This is a genomic window from Geodermatophilus sp. SYSU D00879 (genome assembly GCF_054050375.1).
The window spans coordinates 1-17,366 of record NZ_JBJGZF010000018.1; the positions used below are offsets into that span (position 1 = coordinate 1).

General features: G+C 77.1%; 17 protein-coding genes and 1 pseudogene. 14 read left to right on the forward strand and 4 right to left on the reverse strand.

Annotated elements, in window-relative coordinates; all coding sequences use genetic code 11:
* Positions 1-113: 113 nt before the first annotated feature.
* Positions 114-323, reverse strand: coding sequence for a hypothetical protein (locus ACI79B_RS19280; RefSeq protein WP_456929616.1), 210 nt, complete (start codon positions 321-323; stop codon positions 114-116).
* Between the two features lie 171 nt (positions 324-494).
* Here ACI79B_RS19280 and ACI79B_RS19285 point away from each other — a divergent pair, with 171 nt between their 5' ends.
* The 12 genes and pseudogenes from ACI79B_RS19285 to gcvP form a co-directional block, all read left to right on the forward strand.
* Complete coding sequence (locus ACI79B_RS19285; protein WP_456929617.1) at positions 495-1,382, forward strand: PP2C family protein-serine/threonine phosphatase; 888 nt, start codon at positions 495-497, stop codon at positions 1,380-1,382.
* A 125-nt stretch (positions 1,383-1,507) separates the two neighbouring features.
* On the forward strand, positions 1,508-3,574 hold the full coding sequence (locus tag ACI79B_RS19290; RefSeq protein ID WP_456929618.1) for an elongation factor G-like protein EF-G2: 2,067 nt from the start codon (positions 1,508-1,510) through the stop codon (positions 3,572-3,574).
* Positions 3,575-3,787: 213 nt separating this feature from the next.
* The gene (locus tag ACI79B_RS19295) at positions 3,788-4,426 is read left to right on the forward strand and encodes a CDP-alcohol phosphatidyltransferase family protein (protein WP_456929619.1); all 639 of its coding nucleotides are present in this window, start codon (positions 3,788-3,790) and stop codon (positions 4,424-4,426) included.
* 56 nt (positions 4,427-4,482) lie between these two features.
* Positions 4,483-5,355, forward strand: coding sequence for a DUF881 domain-containing protein (locus tag ACI79B_RS19300; RefSeq protein WP_456929620.1), 873 nt, complete (start codon positions 4,483-4,485; stop codon positions 5,353-5,355).
* A gap of 3 nt (positions 5,356-5,358) precedes the next feature.
* Positions 5,359-5,691: a small basic family protein gene (locus ACI79B_RS19305; RefSeq protein ID WP_387988172.1), complete on the forward strand. Its 333-nt coding sequence runs from the start codon at positions 5,359-5,361 to the stop codon at positions 5,689-5,691.
* On the forward strand, positions 5,688-6,608 hold the full coding sequence (locus ACI79B_RS19310) for a DUF881 domain-containing protein (RefSeq protein WP_456929621.1): 921 nt from the start codon (positions 5,688-5,690) through the stop codon (positions 6,606-6,608). The genes ACI79B_RS19305 and ACI79B_RS19310 overlap by 4 nt, the downstream gene beginning before the upstream one ends.
* 83 nt (positions 6,609-6,691) lie before the next feature.
* Entirely contained in the window at positions 6,692-7,096 is a 405-nt protein-coding gene (gene gcvH, locus ACI79B_RS19315; protein WP_456929622.1) for a glycine cleavage system protein GcvH, read from the forward strand.
* A gap of 265 nt (positions 7,097-7,361) precedes the next feature.
* Positions 7,362-7,880, forward strand: a complete 519-nt coding sequence (gene odhI / locus ACI79B_RS19320; protein ID WP_456929623.1) for an oxoglutarate dehydrogenase inhibitor Odhl — start codon at positions 7,362-7,364, stop codon at positions 7,878-7,880.
* A gap of 4 nt (positions 7,881-7,884) precedes the next feature.
* The gene (ftsR, locus tag ACI79B_RS19325; RefSeq protein ID WP_456929624.1) at positions 7,885-8,622 is read left to right on the forward strand and encodes a transcriptional regulator FtsR; all 738 of its coding nucleotides are present in this window, start codon (positions 7,885-7,887) and stop codon (positions 8,620-8,622) included.
* 91 nt (positions 8,623-8,713) lie between these two features.
* On the forward strand, positions 8,714-9,199 hold the full coding sequence (locus ACI79B_RS19330; protein WP_387988177.1) for a bifunctional nuclease family protein: 486 nt from the start codon (positions 8,714-8,716) through the stop codon (positions 9,197-9,199).
* A 303-nt stretch (positions 9,200-9,502) separates the two neighbouring features.
* Complete coding sequence (locus ACI79B_RS19335; protein WP_456929625.1) at positions 9,503-10,078, forward strand: MerR family transcriptional regulator; 576 nt, start codon at positions 9,503-9,505, stop codon at positions 10,076-10,078.
* Positions 10,079-10,211: 133 nt separating this feature from the next.
* Positions 10,212-13,061, forward strand: a pseudogene (gene gcvP / locus ACI79B_RS19340) (aminomethyl-transferring glycine dehydrogenase); the annotation flags it as partial.
* A 168-nt stretch (positions 13,062-13,229) separates the two neighbouring features.
* Here gcvP and ACI79B_RS19345 read toward each other — a convergent pair.
* Positions 13,230-13,868, reverse strand: coding sequence for a DUF5701 family protein (locus ACI79B_RS19345; RefSeq protein WP_456929627.1), 639 nt, complete (start codon positions 13,866-13,868; stop codon positions 13,230-13,232).
* A gap of 110 nt (positions 13,869-13,978) precedes the next feature.
* On the opposite strand from ACI79B_RS19345, the gene ACI79B_RS19350 reads away from it, so the two are divergent.
* Positions 13,979-14,893: a hypothetical protein gene (locus ACI79B_RS19350; protein ID WP_456929628.1), complete on the forward strand. Its 915-nt coding sequence runs from the start codon at positions 13,979-13,981 to the stop codon at positions 14,891-14,893.
* Positions 14,894-14,963: 70 nt separating this feature from the next.
* Here the strand turns inward: ACI79B_RS19350 and ACI79B_RS19355 are convergent, their stop codons facing one another.
* Both ACI79B_RS19355 and coaA read right to left on the reverse strand, forming a co-directional pair.
* Positions 14,964-15,167: a DUF5999 family protein gene (locus ACI79B_RS19355; RefSeq protein ID WP_456929629.1), complete on the reverse strand. Its 204-nt coding sequence runs from the start codon at positions 15,165-15,167 to the stop codon at positions 14,964-14,966.
* A 269-nt stretch (positions 15,168-15,436) separates the two neighbouring features.
* Complete coding sequence (gene coaA, locus ACI79B_RS19360; RefSeq protein ID WP_456929630.1) at positions 15,437-16,399, reverse strand: type I pantothenate kinase; 963 nt, start codon at positions 16,397-16,399, stop codon at positions 15,437-15,439.
* 114 nt (positions 16,400-16,513) lie between these two features.
* On the opposite strand from coaA, the gene ACI79B_RS19365 reads away from it, so the two are divergent.
* The gene (locus ACI79B_RS19365) at positions 16,514-17,317 is read left to right on the forward strand and encodes a GNAT family N-acetyltransferase (RefSeq protein WP_456929631.1); all 804 of its coding nucleotides are present in this window, start codon (positions 16,514-16,516) and stop codon (positions 17,315-17,317) included.
* The last annotated feature ends 49 nt before the right edge of the window (positions 17,318-17,366 follow it).

Here is a 17,366-nt window from a genome sequence, read left to right on the forward strand (position 1 = left end):
CCTGGCTCACCGCCGACCGTGAGCCAGGACGCGCGGCGGTGAGCCAGGACGCGCGGCGGTGAGCCAGGACGCGCGGCGGTGAGCCAGGACGCGCGGCGGTGAGCCAGGACGCCTCAGGCGGGGACCAGGCGCCGGCACTCCGGGCAGACGTCGTCGGAGCCCAGCCCGCGCCGGCCGTTCCACGCCCCCTGGACGACGGCGACCGGCGTCCCGCACGCGGCCACCCACGGCGGCGGCCCGTCGGCGGCCTCCCGCGGCACCGCGTGCGCCCGGCTGCTCTCCTGGTCCCGCCCGGCCGCGTGCCCGCCCGTCGCGCTCGTCACCGCCCCAGTCTCCCGGCCCGGCCCCGCCGCCGCGGGTGCCCGGCCTCGCGCCGCGGGGGAAGGGCGGGCACCGCGGGACGGGGCCGGGGCCACCGGTCGCCGCGGGCGCACCGGAGGGCGGCGCGCGCCGTCACCCTCCGGAACCGCGCGCTGCGGTCCATGCTGTCGGCCGTGACCGCCCCGTCGACGCCGCTGCCGTGGTTCCCCGCGGCCGAGGCGCCCGGCGGGCGCCGGGTCCCGCCGCCGGACGGGGCCGGGCCGGACCGGCTGGTCCTCGACCCCGCCGCGGTCTCCCTCGCCGGCCCGCGCGGCGCCGACCAGGACGCCGGGTCCGCCGGTCCCGCGCTGCTCGTGGTCGCCGACGGCGTGGGCGGCGGGCGGGGCGGGGCCACCGCGGCCCGCCTGGCCGTGGCGGAGGTCGTCGCGCGCGCGGCCGCCGCCCGCGCCGACGGCACCGAGGCCGCGCCCGACGCCGGGCTCGCCGACGCGCTCGCCGCCGCCGACGCCGCCGTGCGCGCGGCCGCCGCGGCCGACCCCGCGCTGGCCGGCATGGCCACCACCTGCACCGCGGCCGTGCTCACCCGCGACGGCCGGGTCGTCGTCGCGCACGTCGGCGACAGCCGCGCCCACCTGCTGCGCGCCGGCGTCCTCACCCGCCTCACCACCGACCACTCGCTGGTGCAGGCGCTGGTCGACTCCGGCGACCTGACCCCCGAGGAGGCCGCCGCCTCCCCGATGCGCTCGGTGCTGCTGCGCGCCCTGGGCGGCTCGGCCGACCCCGGCCGGGCCGACCTGCTCGCCGTCCGCGCCGAGCCCGGCGACCGACTGCTGCTGTGCTCCGACGGGCTGTCCGGCGTCGTCCCGGCCGCCACCCTGCAGCGCGTCCTCGCCGCCGAGCGGCGCCCCGCGGCCGCCGCCGCCCGGCTGGTCATGGCCGCGCTGGCGGCGGGCACCCGCGACGACGTGACCGTCGCCGTCGGCGACGTCACCCCCGCCGGGTGGGCCGCGAGCAGCGTCCAGGTCACGGTCGGCTCGGCCGCCGGGACCGCCGCCGACTGAGTCCCGGCAGGGGCTTGCCCGGCCCGCGCGTCCGGGGGCAGGGTGTGGTGCACACCACATCCCGCGAGCCCGGGAGGTCCCCGTGCGCATCCCCGTCCAGGACAGCGACCGGCCCGGCGGCCGCCGTGGGTAAGGAGGTCGTCCCGGCGCCGGAGCCGCGGGAGGCGGCCCGGGTGCGCAACGTGGCCCTCGTCGGCCACGCCGGCGCCGGCAAGACGACCCTCGCCGAGGCGCTACTCGTGGCCACCGGCGCGCTCGTGCGCGCCGGCCGGGTCGAGGACGGCACCACCTGCCTGGACAGCGACGACGTCGAGGTCCGCCAGCAGCGCTCGGTGACCCTCGGCGTGGCCACCGTCGAGCACGACGGCACCCGGATCACCCTCCTCGACACCCCCGGCAGCCCCGACTTCGTCGGCGAGCTGCGCGCCGGGCTGCGCGCCGCCGACGCCGCGCTGTTCGTCGTCTCCGCCGTCGGCGGCGTCGACGCGACCACCGTGCAGCTGTGGGAGGAGTGCGCCGCGGTCGGCATGCCGCGCGCCGTCGTCGTCACCCAGCTCGACCGCGCCCGGGCCGACGTCGAGGAGACCGTGCGGCTGTGCCAGACGGCGCTCGGGGAGGGGGTGTACCCGGTCCACCTCGTCGACCGGGCGCCCGACGGGACCGTGCGCGGCGTGGTCAACCTGCTCGAGCCCGGCGCGCAGGCCCCCGACGCCGAGCGGCTCCGCGGCGAGCTGATCGAGGGGATCATCGGCGAGAGCGAGGACGAGGCGCTCATGGAGCGCTACCTCGCCGGCGACGAGCTGGTCCAGGGCGACCTGATGGCCGACCTGGGCACCGCGGTCGCCCGCGGCCACTTCCACCCGGTGCTGTGCGCCACCCCGCTGCAGGGCATCGGCCTCGACGCGCTGCTCTACCTCATCGTGCACGGCTTCCCGAGCCCCGCCGAGCACGGCTGCCCGCCGGTCACCCGCCCCGACGGCTCCAGGGCCCCCGCGCTGACCTGCGACCCCGACGGCCCGCTGGTCGCCGAGGTGGTCAAGACGACGACCGACCCCTACCTCGGCCGGGTCTCCCTGCTGCGCGTGTTCTCCGGCACCCTCACCCCCGACACCCCGGTGCACGTCTCCGGGCACGGCGGCGCCGACCGCGGCCACCCCGACCACGACGCCGACGAGCGCATCGGCGCGGTGTCCTCCCCGCTCGGGTCCGCGCTGCGCCCGGTCGCCGCCTGCCCGGCCGGCGACGTGTGCGCCGTCGCCCGGCTGAGCACCGCCGAGACCGGCGACACCCTGTCCGCGCCCGGCGACCCGCGGCTAGTGCCGCCCTGGGACCTGCCGGTGCCGCAGCACCCGGTCGCGGTGGAGGCCGCCTCCCGCGGCGACGAGGACCGGCTCGGGCCGGCGCTGGCCCGGCTGGCGGCCGAGGACCCGACGGTGCGCGTCGAGCGCTCCCGCGACACCGGGCAGCTGTTGCTGTGGTGCGTGGGGGAGGCCCACGGCGAGGTGCTGCTCGAGCGGCTGCGCACCCGGCACGGCGTCGCGGTGACCACCGTCCCGGTGCGGGTGCCGATGGTGGAGACCCTCGCCGCGCCGGCGAAGGCCACCGGGCGGCTGGTCAAGCAGTCCGGCGGCCACGGGCAGTACGCCGTCGTCGTGGTCGAGGCCGAGCCCGGGCCGCCGGGGTCGGGCATCACCTTCGAGCAGCGGGTGGTCGGCGGGGCGGTGCCCAGCCAGTACCACGGCAGCGTCGAGAAGGGGATCCGCGCGCAGGCGGCCAAGGGCGTGCACGAGGACCGGCCGCTGGTCGACGTCGCGTTCGTCCTCGTCGACGGCAAGGCGCACTCGGTCGACTCCTCCGACGCCGCCTTCCAGTCCGCCGGGGCGCTGGCGGTCCGCGAGCTCGCGGCCGCCGCGGGCACCAAGGTGCTCGAGCCGTGGTGCGAGGTCGAGGTGGTCGTGCCCGGGGAGCACGTGGGCGCGGTGATGAGCGACCTGTCCTCCCGCCGCGCCCGGGTGACCGGCAGCGACGCCGACCCCAACCGGGACCGCACCACCGTCCGCGCCGAGGTGCCCGAGGTGGAGCTGCTCGGCTACGCCGGGGCGCTGCGCTCGGTCAGCCACGGCACCGGCTCCTTCAGCCGGCGCCCGCTCGGCCACGAGCCGGCCCCCGCCTCGCTGCTCGTCCCGGCGTAGCGCCCGGCCCCGCTGCAGGCCCCCGCTGCAGGTCCCCGCCACGAGCCTGCGCGTGGCGGGGAACGGCGGGGTCCGTCGACTAGCCTCGGGCACGGTGTGCAGCGGGGTGGAGGAGCAGTGACGTCGTCGCAGGGGCCGTCGGCCGTCCCGGCGTCCCCGGAACCGGGGTCGATGGCGGGCGCGGTGGTGGGGCCGGACGCGGGTGTGGGCCGGGTGACCGACCGCAACGAGCTGCCCGACCGGGTGTGGACCGTCCCCAACGCCCTGTCGGTGCTGCGGCTGCTCGGCGTGCCGCTGTTCCTCTGGCTGCTGCTGGGCCCGCAGGAGGACGGCTGGGCCGTGGTCGTGCTCATGGTCTCCGGCGTCACCGACTGGGCCGACGGCAAGCTCGCCCGGGTGCTCGGCCAGTCCAGCCGCCTCGGCGCGCTGCTGGACCCGGCCGCCGACCGGCTGTACATCGTCGCGACGCTGATCGCCTTCGTGCTCCGCGACGTCGTCCCGCTGTGGGTGGTCGCGGTGCTCGTCGGCCGCGAGGTGGTGCTCGGCCTGATGCTGCTGGTCCTGCGCCACCACCGCTACGAGCCGCTGCAGGTGCACTACCTGGGCAAGGCGGCCACGTTCAACCTGCTCTACGCCTTCCCGCTGCTGCTGCTGGCCGACGACGCCACCGGCGCCTGGCTGGCCTGGGTGCAGCCGTTCGCCTACGCGTTCACCATCTGGGGCGGCGTGCTCTACGTGCTGGCCGGCGTGCTCTACGTCGTCCAGGTGGCCGGCATGGTGCGCACCGAGCGGGCGCTGACCCGGGGCACGGCCCGGTCCGGGGCGGGCGCGCCGGCCCGCCCGGCGCCGTGACCGCGACCCGACCGACTCCCCGGCCGGCCCCGCCGGCCCGCGGCGGGATGCGCTCCATGGGCGCCTCGCTGCTGGACCAGGTGCTCGCCGAGACCCTGGACCCGGCCTATGCCCGTGCCGCCGAGGCCCGTGCCGCCCGCCCCGGGGACGCCCCGCCGCCCCGCCGCCGGGTGGGCGCGCTGGCGGTCGCGCTGACCATGGCGCTGGCCGGGCTGCTGTTCTCCGTGACCTACCACCAGGCCGCCGCCGGACAGGCCGGGCAGGACGAGGTCCGCGCCCGGCTGGTGGAGGAGATCGGCGTCCAGTCCGCCAGCACCGACGACCTCGCCGCCGAGCTGGAGGACCTGCGCGGCCGGGTCGCCGACGCCCGCGACGACGCGCTGGCCGCCAGCACCGTCGGCCAGCGGGCCATCGACGCCCTCGACGCCGCCGAGCTCGCCGCCGGCCTCGACCCGGTCACCGGCCCCGGCCTGCTGGTCACCCTGGCCGACGCCGAGCCCGACGCCGACGCCGACCCGGTCGGCGGCACCGCCGACGACGGCAGCGGAGACGTCCGCGACGGCGACCTGCAGCTGGTGGTCAACGCGCTGTGGTCCGCCGGCGCCGAGGCGGTGTCGATCAACGGCCAGCGGCTGGGCCCGACCACCGCGATCCGCTTCGCCGGGGAGGCGGTCCTCGTGGACTTCCGCCCGGTCACCAACCCCTACCGCGTCAGCGCCATCGGGGACCCGGACGAGCTCCGGGCCCGGTTCCTGGCCAGTGCCGAGGTCAACGCCCTGGCGGTCATCTCGGAGACCTACGGCCTGCGTTTCGAGTTCGCCCAGGAGGACGAGCTGTCCGTTCCCGCCGGGGGAGTCCCCGAGCTGCGTTCCGCCGTGCCCTTCGCCGGCACCCCGGCCGACGCCGCCACCGGCGGCACGGGGGACTGAGCGGTGATCCCCGTCATCGGCCTGGCCGTCGGCATCGCGCTCGGCCTCGTCCTCGACCCCACCGTCCCGCTGTGGCTGCAGCCCTACCTGCCGATCGCGGTGGTCGCCGCGCTCGACGCGGTGTTCGGCGGTGCCCGCGCCCGCCTCGACGGGATCTTCGACGCCAAGGTGTTCGTCATCTCGTTCGTGTCGAACGTCGTCGTCGCCGGGCTGATCGTCTTCCTCGGCGACCAGCTCGGCGTCGGCGCGCAGCTGTCCACGGCGGTCGTCGTCGTCCTCGGCATCCGCATCTTCGGCAACGCCGCGGCCATCCGCCGGCACCTGTTCCGGGCATGAGCGGCACCCCGCGTCCCGCCGGGGACGACCCGCGGCCGCCCGACCCGGACGACGCCGGGCCGGAGGTCGCCGACGCCGGCCCCGCCGAGGCCCGGGCCGCCGGGACCGCCCCGGTCGCCGACGCCCCCGGACCCGCCGCCGACGCCCCCGGACCCGCCGCCGACGCCCCCGAGCCCGCCGACGACCCCGCCGCGGAGGCCGGCCCGGAGGAGGCACCGGCCGCCCCGCGGCGCCGCCGGCAGCGGGTGGTCGCCGGCCTGCTGATCGGCGTCCTCACCGTGCTGCTCGGCTTCGCGATCGCGGTGCAGGTGCGCAGCACCGACACCGGCCAGGCGCTGGAGGGCGCCCGCGAGGAGGAGCTCGTCGCGATCCTCGACGACCTCGACCTCGAGGAGGAGCGGCTGCGCGCCCAGATCGCCGACCAGCGCGGCGCGCTGCGCGAGCTGTCCGACACCGACAGCCGCTCGGCCGCCGCCCTGGAGGACGCCAACGAGCGCGCCGACGCCCTGGCCGTCCTCAACGGCACCGTCGCCGCCGAGGGGCCGGGCCTGGTCATGACCATCCGCGACCCCGAGGCCCAGGTGCGGGTGGCCGACCTCCTCGACGCCATCCAGGAGCTGCGCGGCGCCGGCGCGGAGACCATGCAGATCGACGGCGTGCGGGTCGGCGTCTCCACCGCCGTCACCGGCGTGCCGGGCGCCCTGCAGGTCGACGGGCGGGCGGTGAGCGCCCCCTACGAGGTCGTCGTCATCGGCTCCCCGCAGGACCTGCAGACGGCGATGAGCATCCCCGGCGGCGTCGTCGACCGGGTCGGCCGGCAGGGCGGCAGCGTCGACATCGAGCAGCGCGACCGGGTCGTGGTGGACGCGTTGCGGCCGCTCGACGAGCCTCAATACGCTCAGCCCGACACCGACTGAGGGCCCTCCTGCCCCCACGCCTCGCTGACGCTCGGCGCGGGCCCCCGCAGGAGGGCCACGGACCGACCTGGAGACGACACCGCATGAGCACGCCCGACGACCGCCGCTACACCGACCAGCACGAGTGGGCGCTCGTGCAGGGCAGCGGGGAGGCGGGCACGGTCGTCCGGGTCGGCATCACCGACCACGCGCAGGACGCGCTCGGCGACATCGTGTTCGTGCAGCTGCCCGAGGTGGGGGAGGAGGTCGGCCCCGGCAACCCGATCGGCGAGGTCGAGTCGACCAAGTCGGTGTCCGACGTCTACTCGCCGGTGGCAGGGACCGTCTCGGCGGTCAACGAGGCCCTCGGCGACGCCCCGGAGACCATCAACGCCGACCCCTACGGGACCGGCTGGCTGGTCGAGATCACCGTGGCCGGCGACGGCGGCGACCCCACCGCCGGCCTGCTCGACGCGGCCGCCTACCAGGCGCTGGTCGACGCGTCCTGACCACCCCCCGGGCCGCTCGGGCGGCCGGGCACGATCACTATGCTGCCCCTGGGAACGGGCTCTCGACGGCCCCGTGGGACAGCTGTGACACCGCCCCCGGCGTCCGGTTGACCCCCGGGACCACCGCTGGTTCCATGACCAACGGCCCGCCGTGCCCCGCACGGCGGCCGACCCGCGACGACACCGCCCGGTGCCGTCGTCCGCCGGCCGCCCGCGGCAGGACCCCACGCCCGCGGCGGTGCCCCCTGCACCGGAGGAGACAGACGTGCACTGCACTCGTTGTGGCCACGACAACCCCGAGGGCAGTCGCTTCTGCGCGCAGTGCGGCGCCGCCCTCTCCCAGGAGCGCGTCGGGGAGTCGACGAGCGTCATCCCCAAGGTCGGCGGCGAGGACACCGGCGACGTCCCGGAGGCCGCCGAGCCCTCGGCCGACTCGCACGCCGGGGCGGTCGAGTCCCTGCCCGCCGGGTCCGCGCTGCTCGTGGTCAAGCGCGGCCCGAACGCCGGCAGCCGCTTCCTGCTCGACCAGGACGTCACCACCGCCGGCCGGCACCCCGACAGCGACATCTTCCTCGACGACGTGACCGTCAGCCGCCGGCACGTGGAGTTCCACCGCGAGGGCGGCGGCTTCTCGGTGCACGACGTCGGCAGCCTCAACGGCACCTACGTCAACCGCGAGCCGGTCGACGTCGCGACCCTCTCCGGCGGCGACGAGGTGCAGATCGGCAAGTTCCGCCTCGTCTACCTGACCGGCCCGCGCACCGGCGAGCCCACCGCCCGCTGACCCGGTGCCCGGAGCGCCCGCCGGCGCGTCCGGGGACGGCGCGCCCGACGCCCGCACCCCCCGCCTGACCATCGGGGCGGTGCTGGGCGCCCTGCGCGACGACTTCCCCGACGTGACCATCAGCAAGATCCGGTTCCTCGAGGCCGAGGGCCTGGTCTCCCCGGAGCGGACGCCGTCGGGATACCGGAAGTTCTCCCGGGCCGACGTCGACCGGCTGCGCTACGTGCTCACCGCCCAGCGGGACCACTACCTGCCGCTGCGGGTCATCAAGGAGCAGCTGGACGCGCTCGACCGCGGGGAGCCGGTGCCGGACCCGGCCGCCCCGGCCGTGCCGGAGGAGCTCCGGCCGGACGGGGAGGCGCCGGCGGCGGCCGGGCCGATGACGGCCGCCGCGTTCGCCGCGGCGGCCGGGCTGACGCCGGCCCAGCTGGGCGACCACGTCCAGTTCGGGCTGCTCGTGCCCGACGCCGACGGGCGGTACCCGGCCGGCGACCTGCCGGTCGCGCGGGCGGCCGCGGGGCTGGCCCGGCACGGCATCGAGCCGCGCCACCTGCGGGTGTTCCGCACCGGCGCGGAGCGGGAGGCGGCGCTGGTCGAGCAGCTGCTCGCGCCGGTGCTGCGCTCCCGCTCGGAGGACGCGCGGGCCCGCGCCGGCGAGCAGCTGGCCGAGCTCGCGGCGCTGTCGGCGCAGTTGCACCGGGCGCTGCTGGAGGCGCGACTGCGCGACCTGTTGCGCCCGTGAGTCCGGCGTACGGTGGACCCAGCCGCCGGACCGGCCGTCCGTCACCGCGCACCGGCGCCTCCCCGTACCGCCGCAGCTGAGGAGCAACACCGTGCAGGAACTCAGAGTCGTCGGGGTCCGGGTCGAGCTGCCCGGCAACCAGCCGATCCTGCTGCTGAAGGAGACGCAGGGGGAGCGGTACCTGCCGATCTGGATCGGCGCGGTCGAGGCCGCCGCCATCGCGTTCGAGCAGCAGGGCGTGCGGCCGGCGCGGCCGATGACCCACGACCTGCTCCGCGAGGTCGTGCGCACCCTCGGCGCCACCCTCGAGGCGGTCAACATCACCGAGATGCGCGACGGCATCTACATCGCCGAGCTGGACTTCGGCGACGACCGGGTGGTCAGCGCCCGCCCGTCGGACGCCGTGGCCCTGGCCGTGCGCACCGGCGCGCCCATCTACGGCGCCGAGGAGCTGCTCGACGAGGTCGGGATCGAGATCCCCGACGAGCAGGAGGACGAGGTCGAGAAGTTCCGCGAGTTCCTCGACCAGATCTCGCCCGAGGACTTCGGCGCCGGTTCCGGCTCCGGCGGCGCCTGAGACCCGACCCCGCGGCGGGACGCCGGCCCGCGGGCGGCGTCCCGCTGCCGTGGGTGCACGCACGGGACGGGTGGGACCCCGCACGTCGCCCTCGTCACACCAGTCACAGAACGCTGGAGCCCCGCGCGCAGCTGCCGATACCACTCTCTCGGGGTGAGTGGGGCGACACGCCGCCCGCGTCAGTTGACCGCCCTGGGGGCCCGGCTTACGGTCGCGGACAACACCGGTGTGACCCGTGGGGAAGCGGGAGCACTCCGGGACGCTCCGCCGCGCCCGTGGCGGGACTCGAAGGAGGACGCTGACGTGAGCGACCAGAGCGAGGGCTCCCAGGGTCAGCTCTTCAGCGACGCCGCCGTGGGGGCGACGGACTACGACGAGGTCGACACCGACCTCGTCGGGTACCGCGGCCCTACGGCGTGTGCCGCCGCCGGGATCACCTACCGCCAGCTGGACTACTGGGCCCGTACCGGTCTGGTCGCCCCCTCGGTGCGCAGCGCCACGGGGTCGGGGACACAGCGGCTGTACTCGTTCCGCGACATCCTGGTGCTGAAGGTGGTCAAGCGGCTGCTCGACACGGGGGTGTCGCTGCAGAACATCCGCAAGGCCGTCGACCACCTGCGCCACCGCGGGATCAAGGACCTCGCCAACGTCACGCTGTTCTCCGACGGGGCGACGGTCTACGAGTGCACCTCGGCCGAGGAGGTCGTCGACCTGCTCGCCGGCGGGCAGGGCGTCTTCGGCATCGCGGTGTCCGGCGCGCTGCGCGAGCTGTCCGGTGAGCTGGCCGAGCTGCCCGCCGAGCGGCTGGACGGCGCGCCGCTGCACGCGGCCGACGACGAGCTGTCCCTGCGCCGCCGCCGCCGCGCCCAGACCGCGTAGCCGGCCGCACGTCCGCGAGGGGCGTCCCGCCGGGTGCGGGACGCCCCTCCCGTGCGTCCGGGCGAGCCGCCGCGCCCGGCGCCCGTGAGCGGTCCGCCGTTCGCGCGCGGGAGGCGCTGGTAGCGTCGTGGCAGTGGCGGACGCTGCTCACTCCCTCCCGTCGTTGCGCTCCCTGAGCCCCGCGGGTTCCTTCGCCGGCCGGCACATCGGCCCCCGGGCGGACGAGACCGCCGCGATGCTCGAGGCCGTCGGCCACGACTCGCTGCAGGCCCTGGTGGACGCCACCGTCCCCGAGGCGGTGCGCGACCGCGACGAGCTGTCGCTGCCCCCGGCCGCCGACGAGGCCACCGTGCTCGCCGAGCTGCGCGAGCGGGCCGCGGCCAACCAGGTCGCCGTCCCGATGATCGGGCTGGGCTACTCCGGCACGGTCACCCCGGCGGTCATCCAGCGCAACGTGCTGGAGAACCCCGCCTGGTACACCGCCTACACGCCCTACCAGCCCGAGATCAGCCAGGGCCGGCTCGAGGCGCTGCTGAACTTCCAGACGATGGTCGCCGACCTCACCGGCCTGCCGGTCGCCGGCGCCTCGATGCTCGACGAGGCCACCGCCGCGGCCGAGGCGATGACGCTGGTCCGCCGCGCCGGCCGCGCGAAGCCCGACGCCGTGTTCGTCGTCGACGCCGACACGCTGCCGCAGACCCTCGCGGTGCTCGAGACCCGCGCCGAGCCGCTGGGCATCCGGCTGCACGTGGCCGACCTGTCCGCCGGCTGGCCGGCCGACCTGCCCGAGGCCGGCGCGTTCGGCGTGCTGGTGTCCTACCCCGGCGCCAGCGGCGCGGTCCGTGACCACCGGGCGCTCGCCGACGCCGCGCACGCCGCCGGCGCGGCGGTCGTCGTCGCCGCCGACGTCCTGGCGCTCACCCTGCTCGAGGCGCCGGGCGCCTGGGGTGCCGACGTCGCCTGCGGCAGCACCCAGCGCTTCGGCGTCCCGCTGGGCTACGGCGGCCCGCACGCCGGCTACCTGTCGGTGCGCGAGGGCCTGGCCCGGCAGCTGCCCGGCCGGCTGGTCGGGGTGTCGGTCGACGCCGACGGCGACGTCGCCTACCGGCTGGCGCTGCAGACCCGCGAGCAGCACATCCGCCGGGAGAAGGCGACCAGCAACATCTGCACCGCCCAGGTGCTGCTCGCCGTCATGGCCGGCGCCTACGCCGTGTGGCACGGGCCCGAGGGGCTGACCGCGATCGCCGCCCGGGTGCACCGCAGCGCCCTGGCGCTGGCCGGGTGGCTGCGCGCCGGCGGCGTCGACGTCGTCCACGGGTCGTTCTTCGACACCGTGCAGGCCCGCGTGCCCGGCCGGGCCGACGAGGTGGTGGCCGCCGCCGCGGCCCGGCGGATCGACCTGCGCCGGGTGGACGCCGACACCGTGGCCGTCGCCTGCGACGAGACGACGACGCCCGCGGTGCTGCGGCAGGTGGCCGAGGCGTTCGGCGTCGCCGCGGACGAGTCCGCCCTGGACGACGACGGCCCGGACGCGCTGCCCGCCGCCCTGCGCCGGCGCACCCCGTTCCTCACCCACCCGGTCTTCTCCGCGCACCGCTCGGAGACGGCGATGATGCGCTACCTGCGCTCGCTGTCGGACAAGGACCTGGCGCTGGACCGCACGATGATCCCGCTGGGCTCGTGCACGATGAAGCTCAACTCCGCCGTCGAGATGGCCGCCGTCACCTGGCCGGAGTTCGCCGGGCTGCACCCCTTCGCCCCGGCCGAGCGGGCCCGCGGCTACCGGCAGCTGATCGACGAGCTGTGCACGTGGCTGGCCGAGATCACCGGGTACGCCGCGGTGAGCGTGCAGCCCAACGCCGGCTCGCAGGGCGAGTTCGCCGGGCTGCTGGCGATCCGCGGGTACCACGCCTCCCGCGGCGAGTCGCACCGCGACGTCTGCCTCATCCCCAGCTCCGCGCACGGCACCAACGCCGCCAGCGCGGTCATGGCCGGGATGCGGGTGGTCGTGGTGGCCTGCGACGAGGCCGGCAACGTGGACGTCGCCGACCTGCGGGCCAAGATCGACCAGCACGCCGGGCGGCTGGCCGCGATCATGATCACCTACCCGTCGACGCACGGGGTGTTCGAGACCGAGGTGCGCGAGATCTGCGCCGCGGTGCACGACGCCGGCGGGCAGGTGTACGTCGACGGCGCCAACCTCAACGCGATGGTCGGGCTGGCGCGGCCGGGCCGGTTCGGCTCCGACGTCAGCCACCTCAACCTCCACAAGACCTTCTGCATCCCGCACGGCGGCGGCGGCCCCGGCGTCGGCCCGATCGGCGTCCGCGAGCACCTGGTGCCGTTCCTGCCGGGCCACCCGCTGGCCGACACCGGCGGACAGGGCCCGGCCGTGTCGGCCGCGCCGTGGGGGTCGGCCGGGATCCTGCCGATCTCGTGGGCCTACCTGCGGCTGATGGGCCCCGACGGGCTGCGGCGGGCCACCGAGCACGCGGTGCTGGGCGCCAACTACCTCGCCGCCCGGCTGCGCGAGCACTTCCCGGTGCTCTACACCGGCGCCGGCGGGCTGGTCGCCCACGAGTGCATCCTCGACATCCGGCCGCTGACCCGGGCCACCGGCATCACCAACGACGACATCGCCAAGCGGCTGGTCGACTTCGGCTTCCACGCGCCGACGATGAGCTTCCCGGTCGCGGGCACGCTCATGGTCGAGCCCACCGAGAGCGAGGACAAGGCCGAGCTCGACCGGTTCGTCGAGGCGATGGTGACCATCCGCGGCGAGATCGAGAAGGTCGCGTCCGGGGAGTACGACACGGCGGACAACCCGCTGCGCAACGCCCCGCACACGCTGAAGATGCTCGCCGGCGACTGGGACCGGCCCTACCCGCGCAGCGCCGCGGTGTTCCCGGTGCCCTCGCTGGTCACCCGCGGCTACCTGTCGCCGGTGCGCCGGATCGACCAGGCCTTCGGCGACCGCAACCTGGTCTGCTCCTGCCCGCCGCCGGAGGCGTTCGCCGAGCCGGAGCCCGCGCACGCGCCGCGGACGCACGTGCCCGACCGCGACGAGGGCGCCCCGGACGACCTCGGCACCACCGCCGATCTCACCGCGTCAGGGCAGCCGCGTCAGGGTCACCGCGTCAGGGCAGCGGCGTCAGGGCAGCGGCGTCCGCCCGGCGGCGGAGGCGATGCCGAGCCAGGTGTGCCGGTTGCCCGCCCAGCACCAGCCGACCTTCGCCGAGCCCCGGCGCCCGGGGCCGTCGCGGCCGGTGCCGTTGCTGATCCACAGCGCCGGGGTGCGGGCGTCCAGCGACCCGTTCGCCCGGCGCAGCCGGGAGCCGACGGTCATCGTGCAGGCGTTGCGCTCGAGCAGGTCCGGGCACTGCAGCAGCCAGGTCAGGCCCTCGGTCACCGTCAGCGGCGTCCGGCCGGCGGCGCGGATGCGGGGCAGTGACTCGTCGGGCGTGCAGTTGCGGTACGCGTCCCCCCGCTCGGGGGCGGACAGGGCGTAGACGTCGGCGGGCGGGGCGGCGTCGTCCAGCGGGGCGAACGCGTCGAGGTCGGTCATGTCCACGACCACGAACACCGGCCGGTCCCGCCAGGAGACCAGCTCCGCCAGGGCGGTGGCCGGCAGCAGCGCCGGCGCGAGGACGAGCAGCCCGTCGTCCGGGACGCCCACCGCACGGGCGCGCAGCTCCGCGGCCGACAGGCCCGCGCGCTCGTGGGCGCCGGCGGCGACCAGCCGCTCGGCCTGCTCGGCGGGGGCGGGGAGGGACAGCAGGGTTGTCGGCACGGGGCACCTCCGGCGACGGGGACGGACGGCGGACCAACGCCCCTGGGCGTGGTCCGGTTCCGACCTCTGGCCCGTCGACGCCGTTCCCCGCCCGGGTGGACGATCACCCCATGGCGGTGAGGGCGGGACGGGTGCGGCGGACGGCGGGCGCGGCGGTGCTGGCCGCGGGGGCGGCGCTGCTCGCCGCGTGCGGGGACGGCGCGGAGGAGGCGGCCGGCCCGGGGGACGTGAGCCCGGCGGCGGCCACCGAGGAGGCCCCGGCCCCCACCCCGAGCCCCGCACCGGCGCCGGCGGAGGACCCCGGCACCCCCGCGGAGACGCCCGCCGCCGGTGACCTGGGCGACCGGCTGCTGCCCGCCGAGGCGTTCGGCCCCGACGCGTCCGTCGTCCGGCTCGACGACCTCGACCACGACGGCGACCACGACGGCGACCACGACGGCGACCACGACGGCGACCACGACGGGTGGCACGACGGCTGGGGCTGGGGTGGCTGGGGCTGGGGTGGCTGGGGCTGGGGTGGCTGGCACGACCACGACGACGACGGCGAGCACGACGGCCTGCCCGACGGGGTGAGCGTGGAGCCGGCCGCCTGCGCCGACGTGCTGGAGGCGCTGCCGGAGCCCGCCGAGGACGCCGCCGACCCGGTCGTGGCCGCGCAGGCCGCCCGTAGCGACGACGTGCACACCTACCAGGTGGTGGCCGAGTCGCCGGAGCTCGCGGGGCTGACCCTGCCGGTCGACCAGCTGCTGGGCGCCTGCTCGTCGGTGACGGTCACCGCGCCGTTCGGCTGGGACGCCACCGCGCAGCTGGCGCCGCTGGACCTGCCGGCGGTCGGCGGCGGGAGCGCCGGCCTGCAGGTCACGGTGGAGGGCTGGGGCGACACGGTCACGATGCTGGTCGGCGTCGCCGTCGAGGGGTCGCGCGGGCTGTTCCTCACCCAGACCGCCGGCCCCGGGGACCCCGCCCCCGACGCGGCGGCCTTCGCCGGGCTGTTCGGGGACGCCGGGGCGGCCGCCTTCGACTGAGCCCCCGGGACGACCGAGCGCCCGTCCCCTCCGGCGAGGGGGCGGGCGCTCGGTCGCGTGCGGGCCGCTCCTAGGCGGGGACGAGCCCGGCGGTCCGCCACTGGTGGTGGTCGGCGACGGCGCTGCCGTCGGGGAGCAGCTCGCCGTCGTCGTCGAAGAGGACGACGCCGTTGCACAGCAGGCTCCAGCCCTGCTCCGGGTGGCTGCTCACGACGACCGCGAGGTCACGCGCGTCGGCGTCGGCGTCGGGGCAGGGGATGGGGTGTACGCACATCGGGAGGACTCCGGATCGGGCCGGTGGCGGGACCACCGGCATCACTGACGGTGAGTGCCCGGTGACGGGGACGCCTTCGAGTGTGCGCCGGCGCGGAGGCGGTGTCAGGTGACGAACCTCACCACCTGACCCGATCGGGTCGTCAGTCCTCGCCATGGCGGCGGCCGCGGCGGCGGGCGGACCATGCCGCCCGCCGCCCGGTGGACCGTTATCCCCAACTCCGCCGCCGCTGGGAACGGCGCGGGACGGACGGCGGCGAGGGGGAGGGGTCAGAGCTTGCGCAGCAGCACCCGGCGCACCGAGTGGTCGGCCGCCTTCTGCAGCACCAGCCGGGCGCGGGAGCGGGTGGGCGCGATGTTCTGCCGCAGGTTGGGGCCGTTGACCGCGGCCCAGATCGACAGCGCGGTGGCGCGGGCGTCGTCGTCGCTGAGGTCGGCGTACCGGTGGAAGTAGGCGGAGGTGTCGGCGAAGGCGGTGCGCCGCAGCGCGAGGAACCGCTCGACGTACCACTGCTGGATGTCGGCCTCGGCGGCGTCGACGTAGACGGAGAAGTCGAAGAAGTCCGAGAGGAACACCTCCGGCATCCGGCCGTCGTCGCGGCGGCCGGCCTGCAGCACGTTGAGCCCCTCGAGCACCAGGACGTCGGGGCGGTCGACCACCTGCCGCCGGCCGGGCAGCACGTCGTAGGACTGGTGGGAGTAGACCGGTGCGCTGACCTCGCCGCGGCCGGACTTCACGTCGGACAGGAAGCGGATGAGCGCGCGCCGGTCGTAGCTCTCGGGGAAGCCCTTGCGGGCCATGAGGCCGCGGGCCTCGAGAACGGCGTTGGGCCACAGGAAGCCGTCGGTGGTGACCAGGTCGACCCGCGGGGAGCCGGGGGCGGCGGCGAGCAGGGTCTGCAGCAGCCGGGCGGTGGTGCTCTTGCCGACGGCGACGCTGCCGGCGACCGCGATGACGTAGGGGACCTTGGCGGTGGTGTCGCCGAGGAACCGGTTGCGCGCCGCCCACAGCCGCTGGCTGGCGGTGACGTGCAGGTTGAGCAGTTCGGCCAGCGGCAGGTAGACGGTGGCGACCTCGTCGAGGTCGATGCGGTCGCCCAGGCTGCGCAGCGCGCGCAGGTCGGCCTCGTCCAGGGGTAGCGTGCGGGTGGCCGCGAGCGCCCGCCACGCGTCGCGGTCGAACGCCGCGTAGGGCGAGATCGAGGGGCGGGTCCCTGCCGTCACGGCTCCCATCGTGCCGCCCGGGTCCGCGGGCACTCGCCGCCGGGGTCACCCGCGGGGGTGGCGAACCGGCCCGGGCCGGGCTCGGCCGGCACCGCCGCGGGCGCCCGCGTCTAGGGTGCCGGTGTGCCGACGCGTCCCGGGCTGCTCGACCGCGTCGAGCAGTACGCCGCCGTCGCGTCCCTGCCCGACGCCCCGCCGGTCCCCGCCGGCCCGCTCGACGTCCCGATCGGCCCGCCCGCCTGGCCGTTCCCGGCCCGCCCGCGCCCGGGCACCCGCCGGGTGACCGCCGACGACGTGCGCGCCGCGGTGGCGCTGCAGGAGGAGGCGGGCCTGCCGGCCGCCCTCGAGTGGGTGGTGGAGCGGACGCCGACGCTGGGCGCCGCCGCCCGCGAGGCCGGGCTGCTGGTCACCGAGTTCCCGCTGCTGGTCGCCGACGAGCCGGTCGAGCTGCTGCTCCCGCACGGGGTGCGGCTGTACCTGGTCGGCGGCGAGGACCCGCGGCTGCCGCACTACCAGCACCTGCTGGAGAGCGGCTTCGCGCCGCACGCGGAGGGCGGCGCGGGGGTGCTGGACGACCCCGGCCCGCCGGACGAGGCGCGCACCGCCGTCCTGCGCGAGCGGGTGGCCACCGGGCGCACCGTGGTGATGGTCGCCGTCGAGGACGGCGAGCCGGTCGCCGTCGGCTCGCACCAGCCGGTCGACGTCGACGGCACCGAGATCAGCGAGGTGGTCGGGGTGGCCAGCTCGCCGCGCCGCCGCGGCCGCGGGGTCGGCGCGGCGCTGGCCTCGGCGCTGGTCGCGCAGGCCCGGGAGACCGCGGAGCTGGTGTTCCTCACCGCCGGGGACGACGACGTCGCCCGGGTGTACGAGCGGGTCGGCTTCGCCTGGCTCGGCTCGACCGGCGTCGCCGCCCGCCCGCCGGCCTGAGCCGCCGCGGGGCGCCCGGGGCGGCCCGGGCCCCGGACGCCCCCGCGGC

What these genes read in the sequence shown, in the direction of transcription:
- ACI79B_RS19355 (WP_456929629.1), bottom strand. Translation starts at nt 15,167, where the DNA reads ATGTGCGTACACCCCATCCCCTGCCCCGACGCCGACGCCGACGCGCGT.
- gcvH (WP_456929622.1), top strand. Translation starts at nt 6,692, where the DNA reads ATGAGCACGCCCGACGACCGCCGCTACACCGACCAGCACGAGTGGGCG.
- ACI79B_RS19300 (WP_456929620.1), top strand. Translation starts at nt 4,483, where the DNA reads ATGGGCGCCTCGCTGCTGGACCAGGTGCTCGCCGAGACCCTGGACCCG.
- coaA (WP_456929630.1), bottom strand. Translation starts at nt 16,399, where the DNA reads ATGGGAGCCGTGACGGCAGGGACCCGCCCCTCGATCTCGCCCTACGCG.
- ACI79B_RS19350 (WP_456929628.1), top strand. Translation starts at nt 13,979, where the DNA reads ATGGCGGTGAGGGCGGGACGGGTGCGGCGGACGGCGGGCGCGGCGGTG.
- ACI79B_RS19310 (WP_456929621.1), top strand. Translation starts at nt 5,688, where the DNA reads ATGAGCGGCACCCCGCGTCCCGCCGGGGACGACCCGCGGCCGCCCGAC.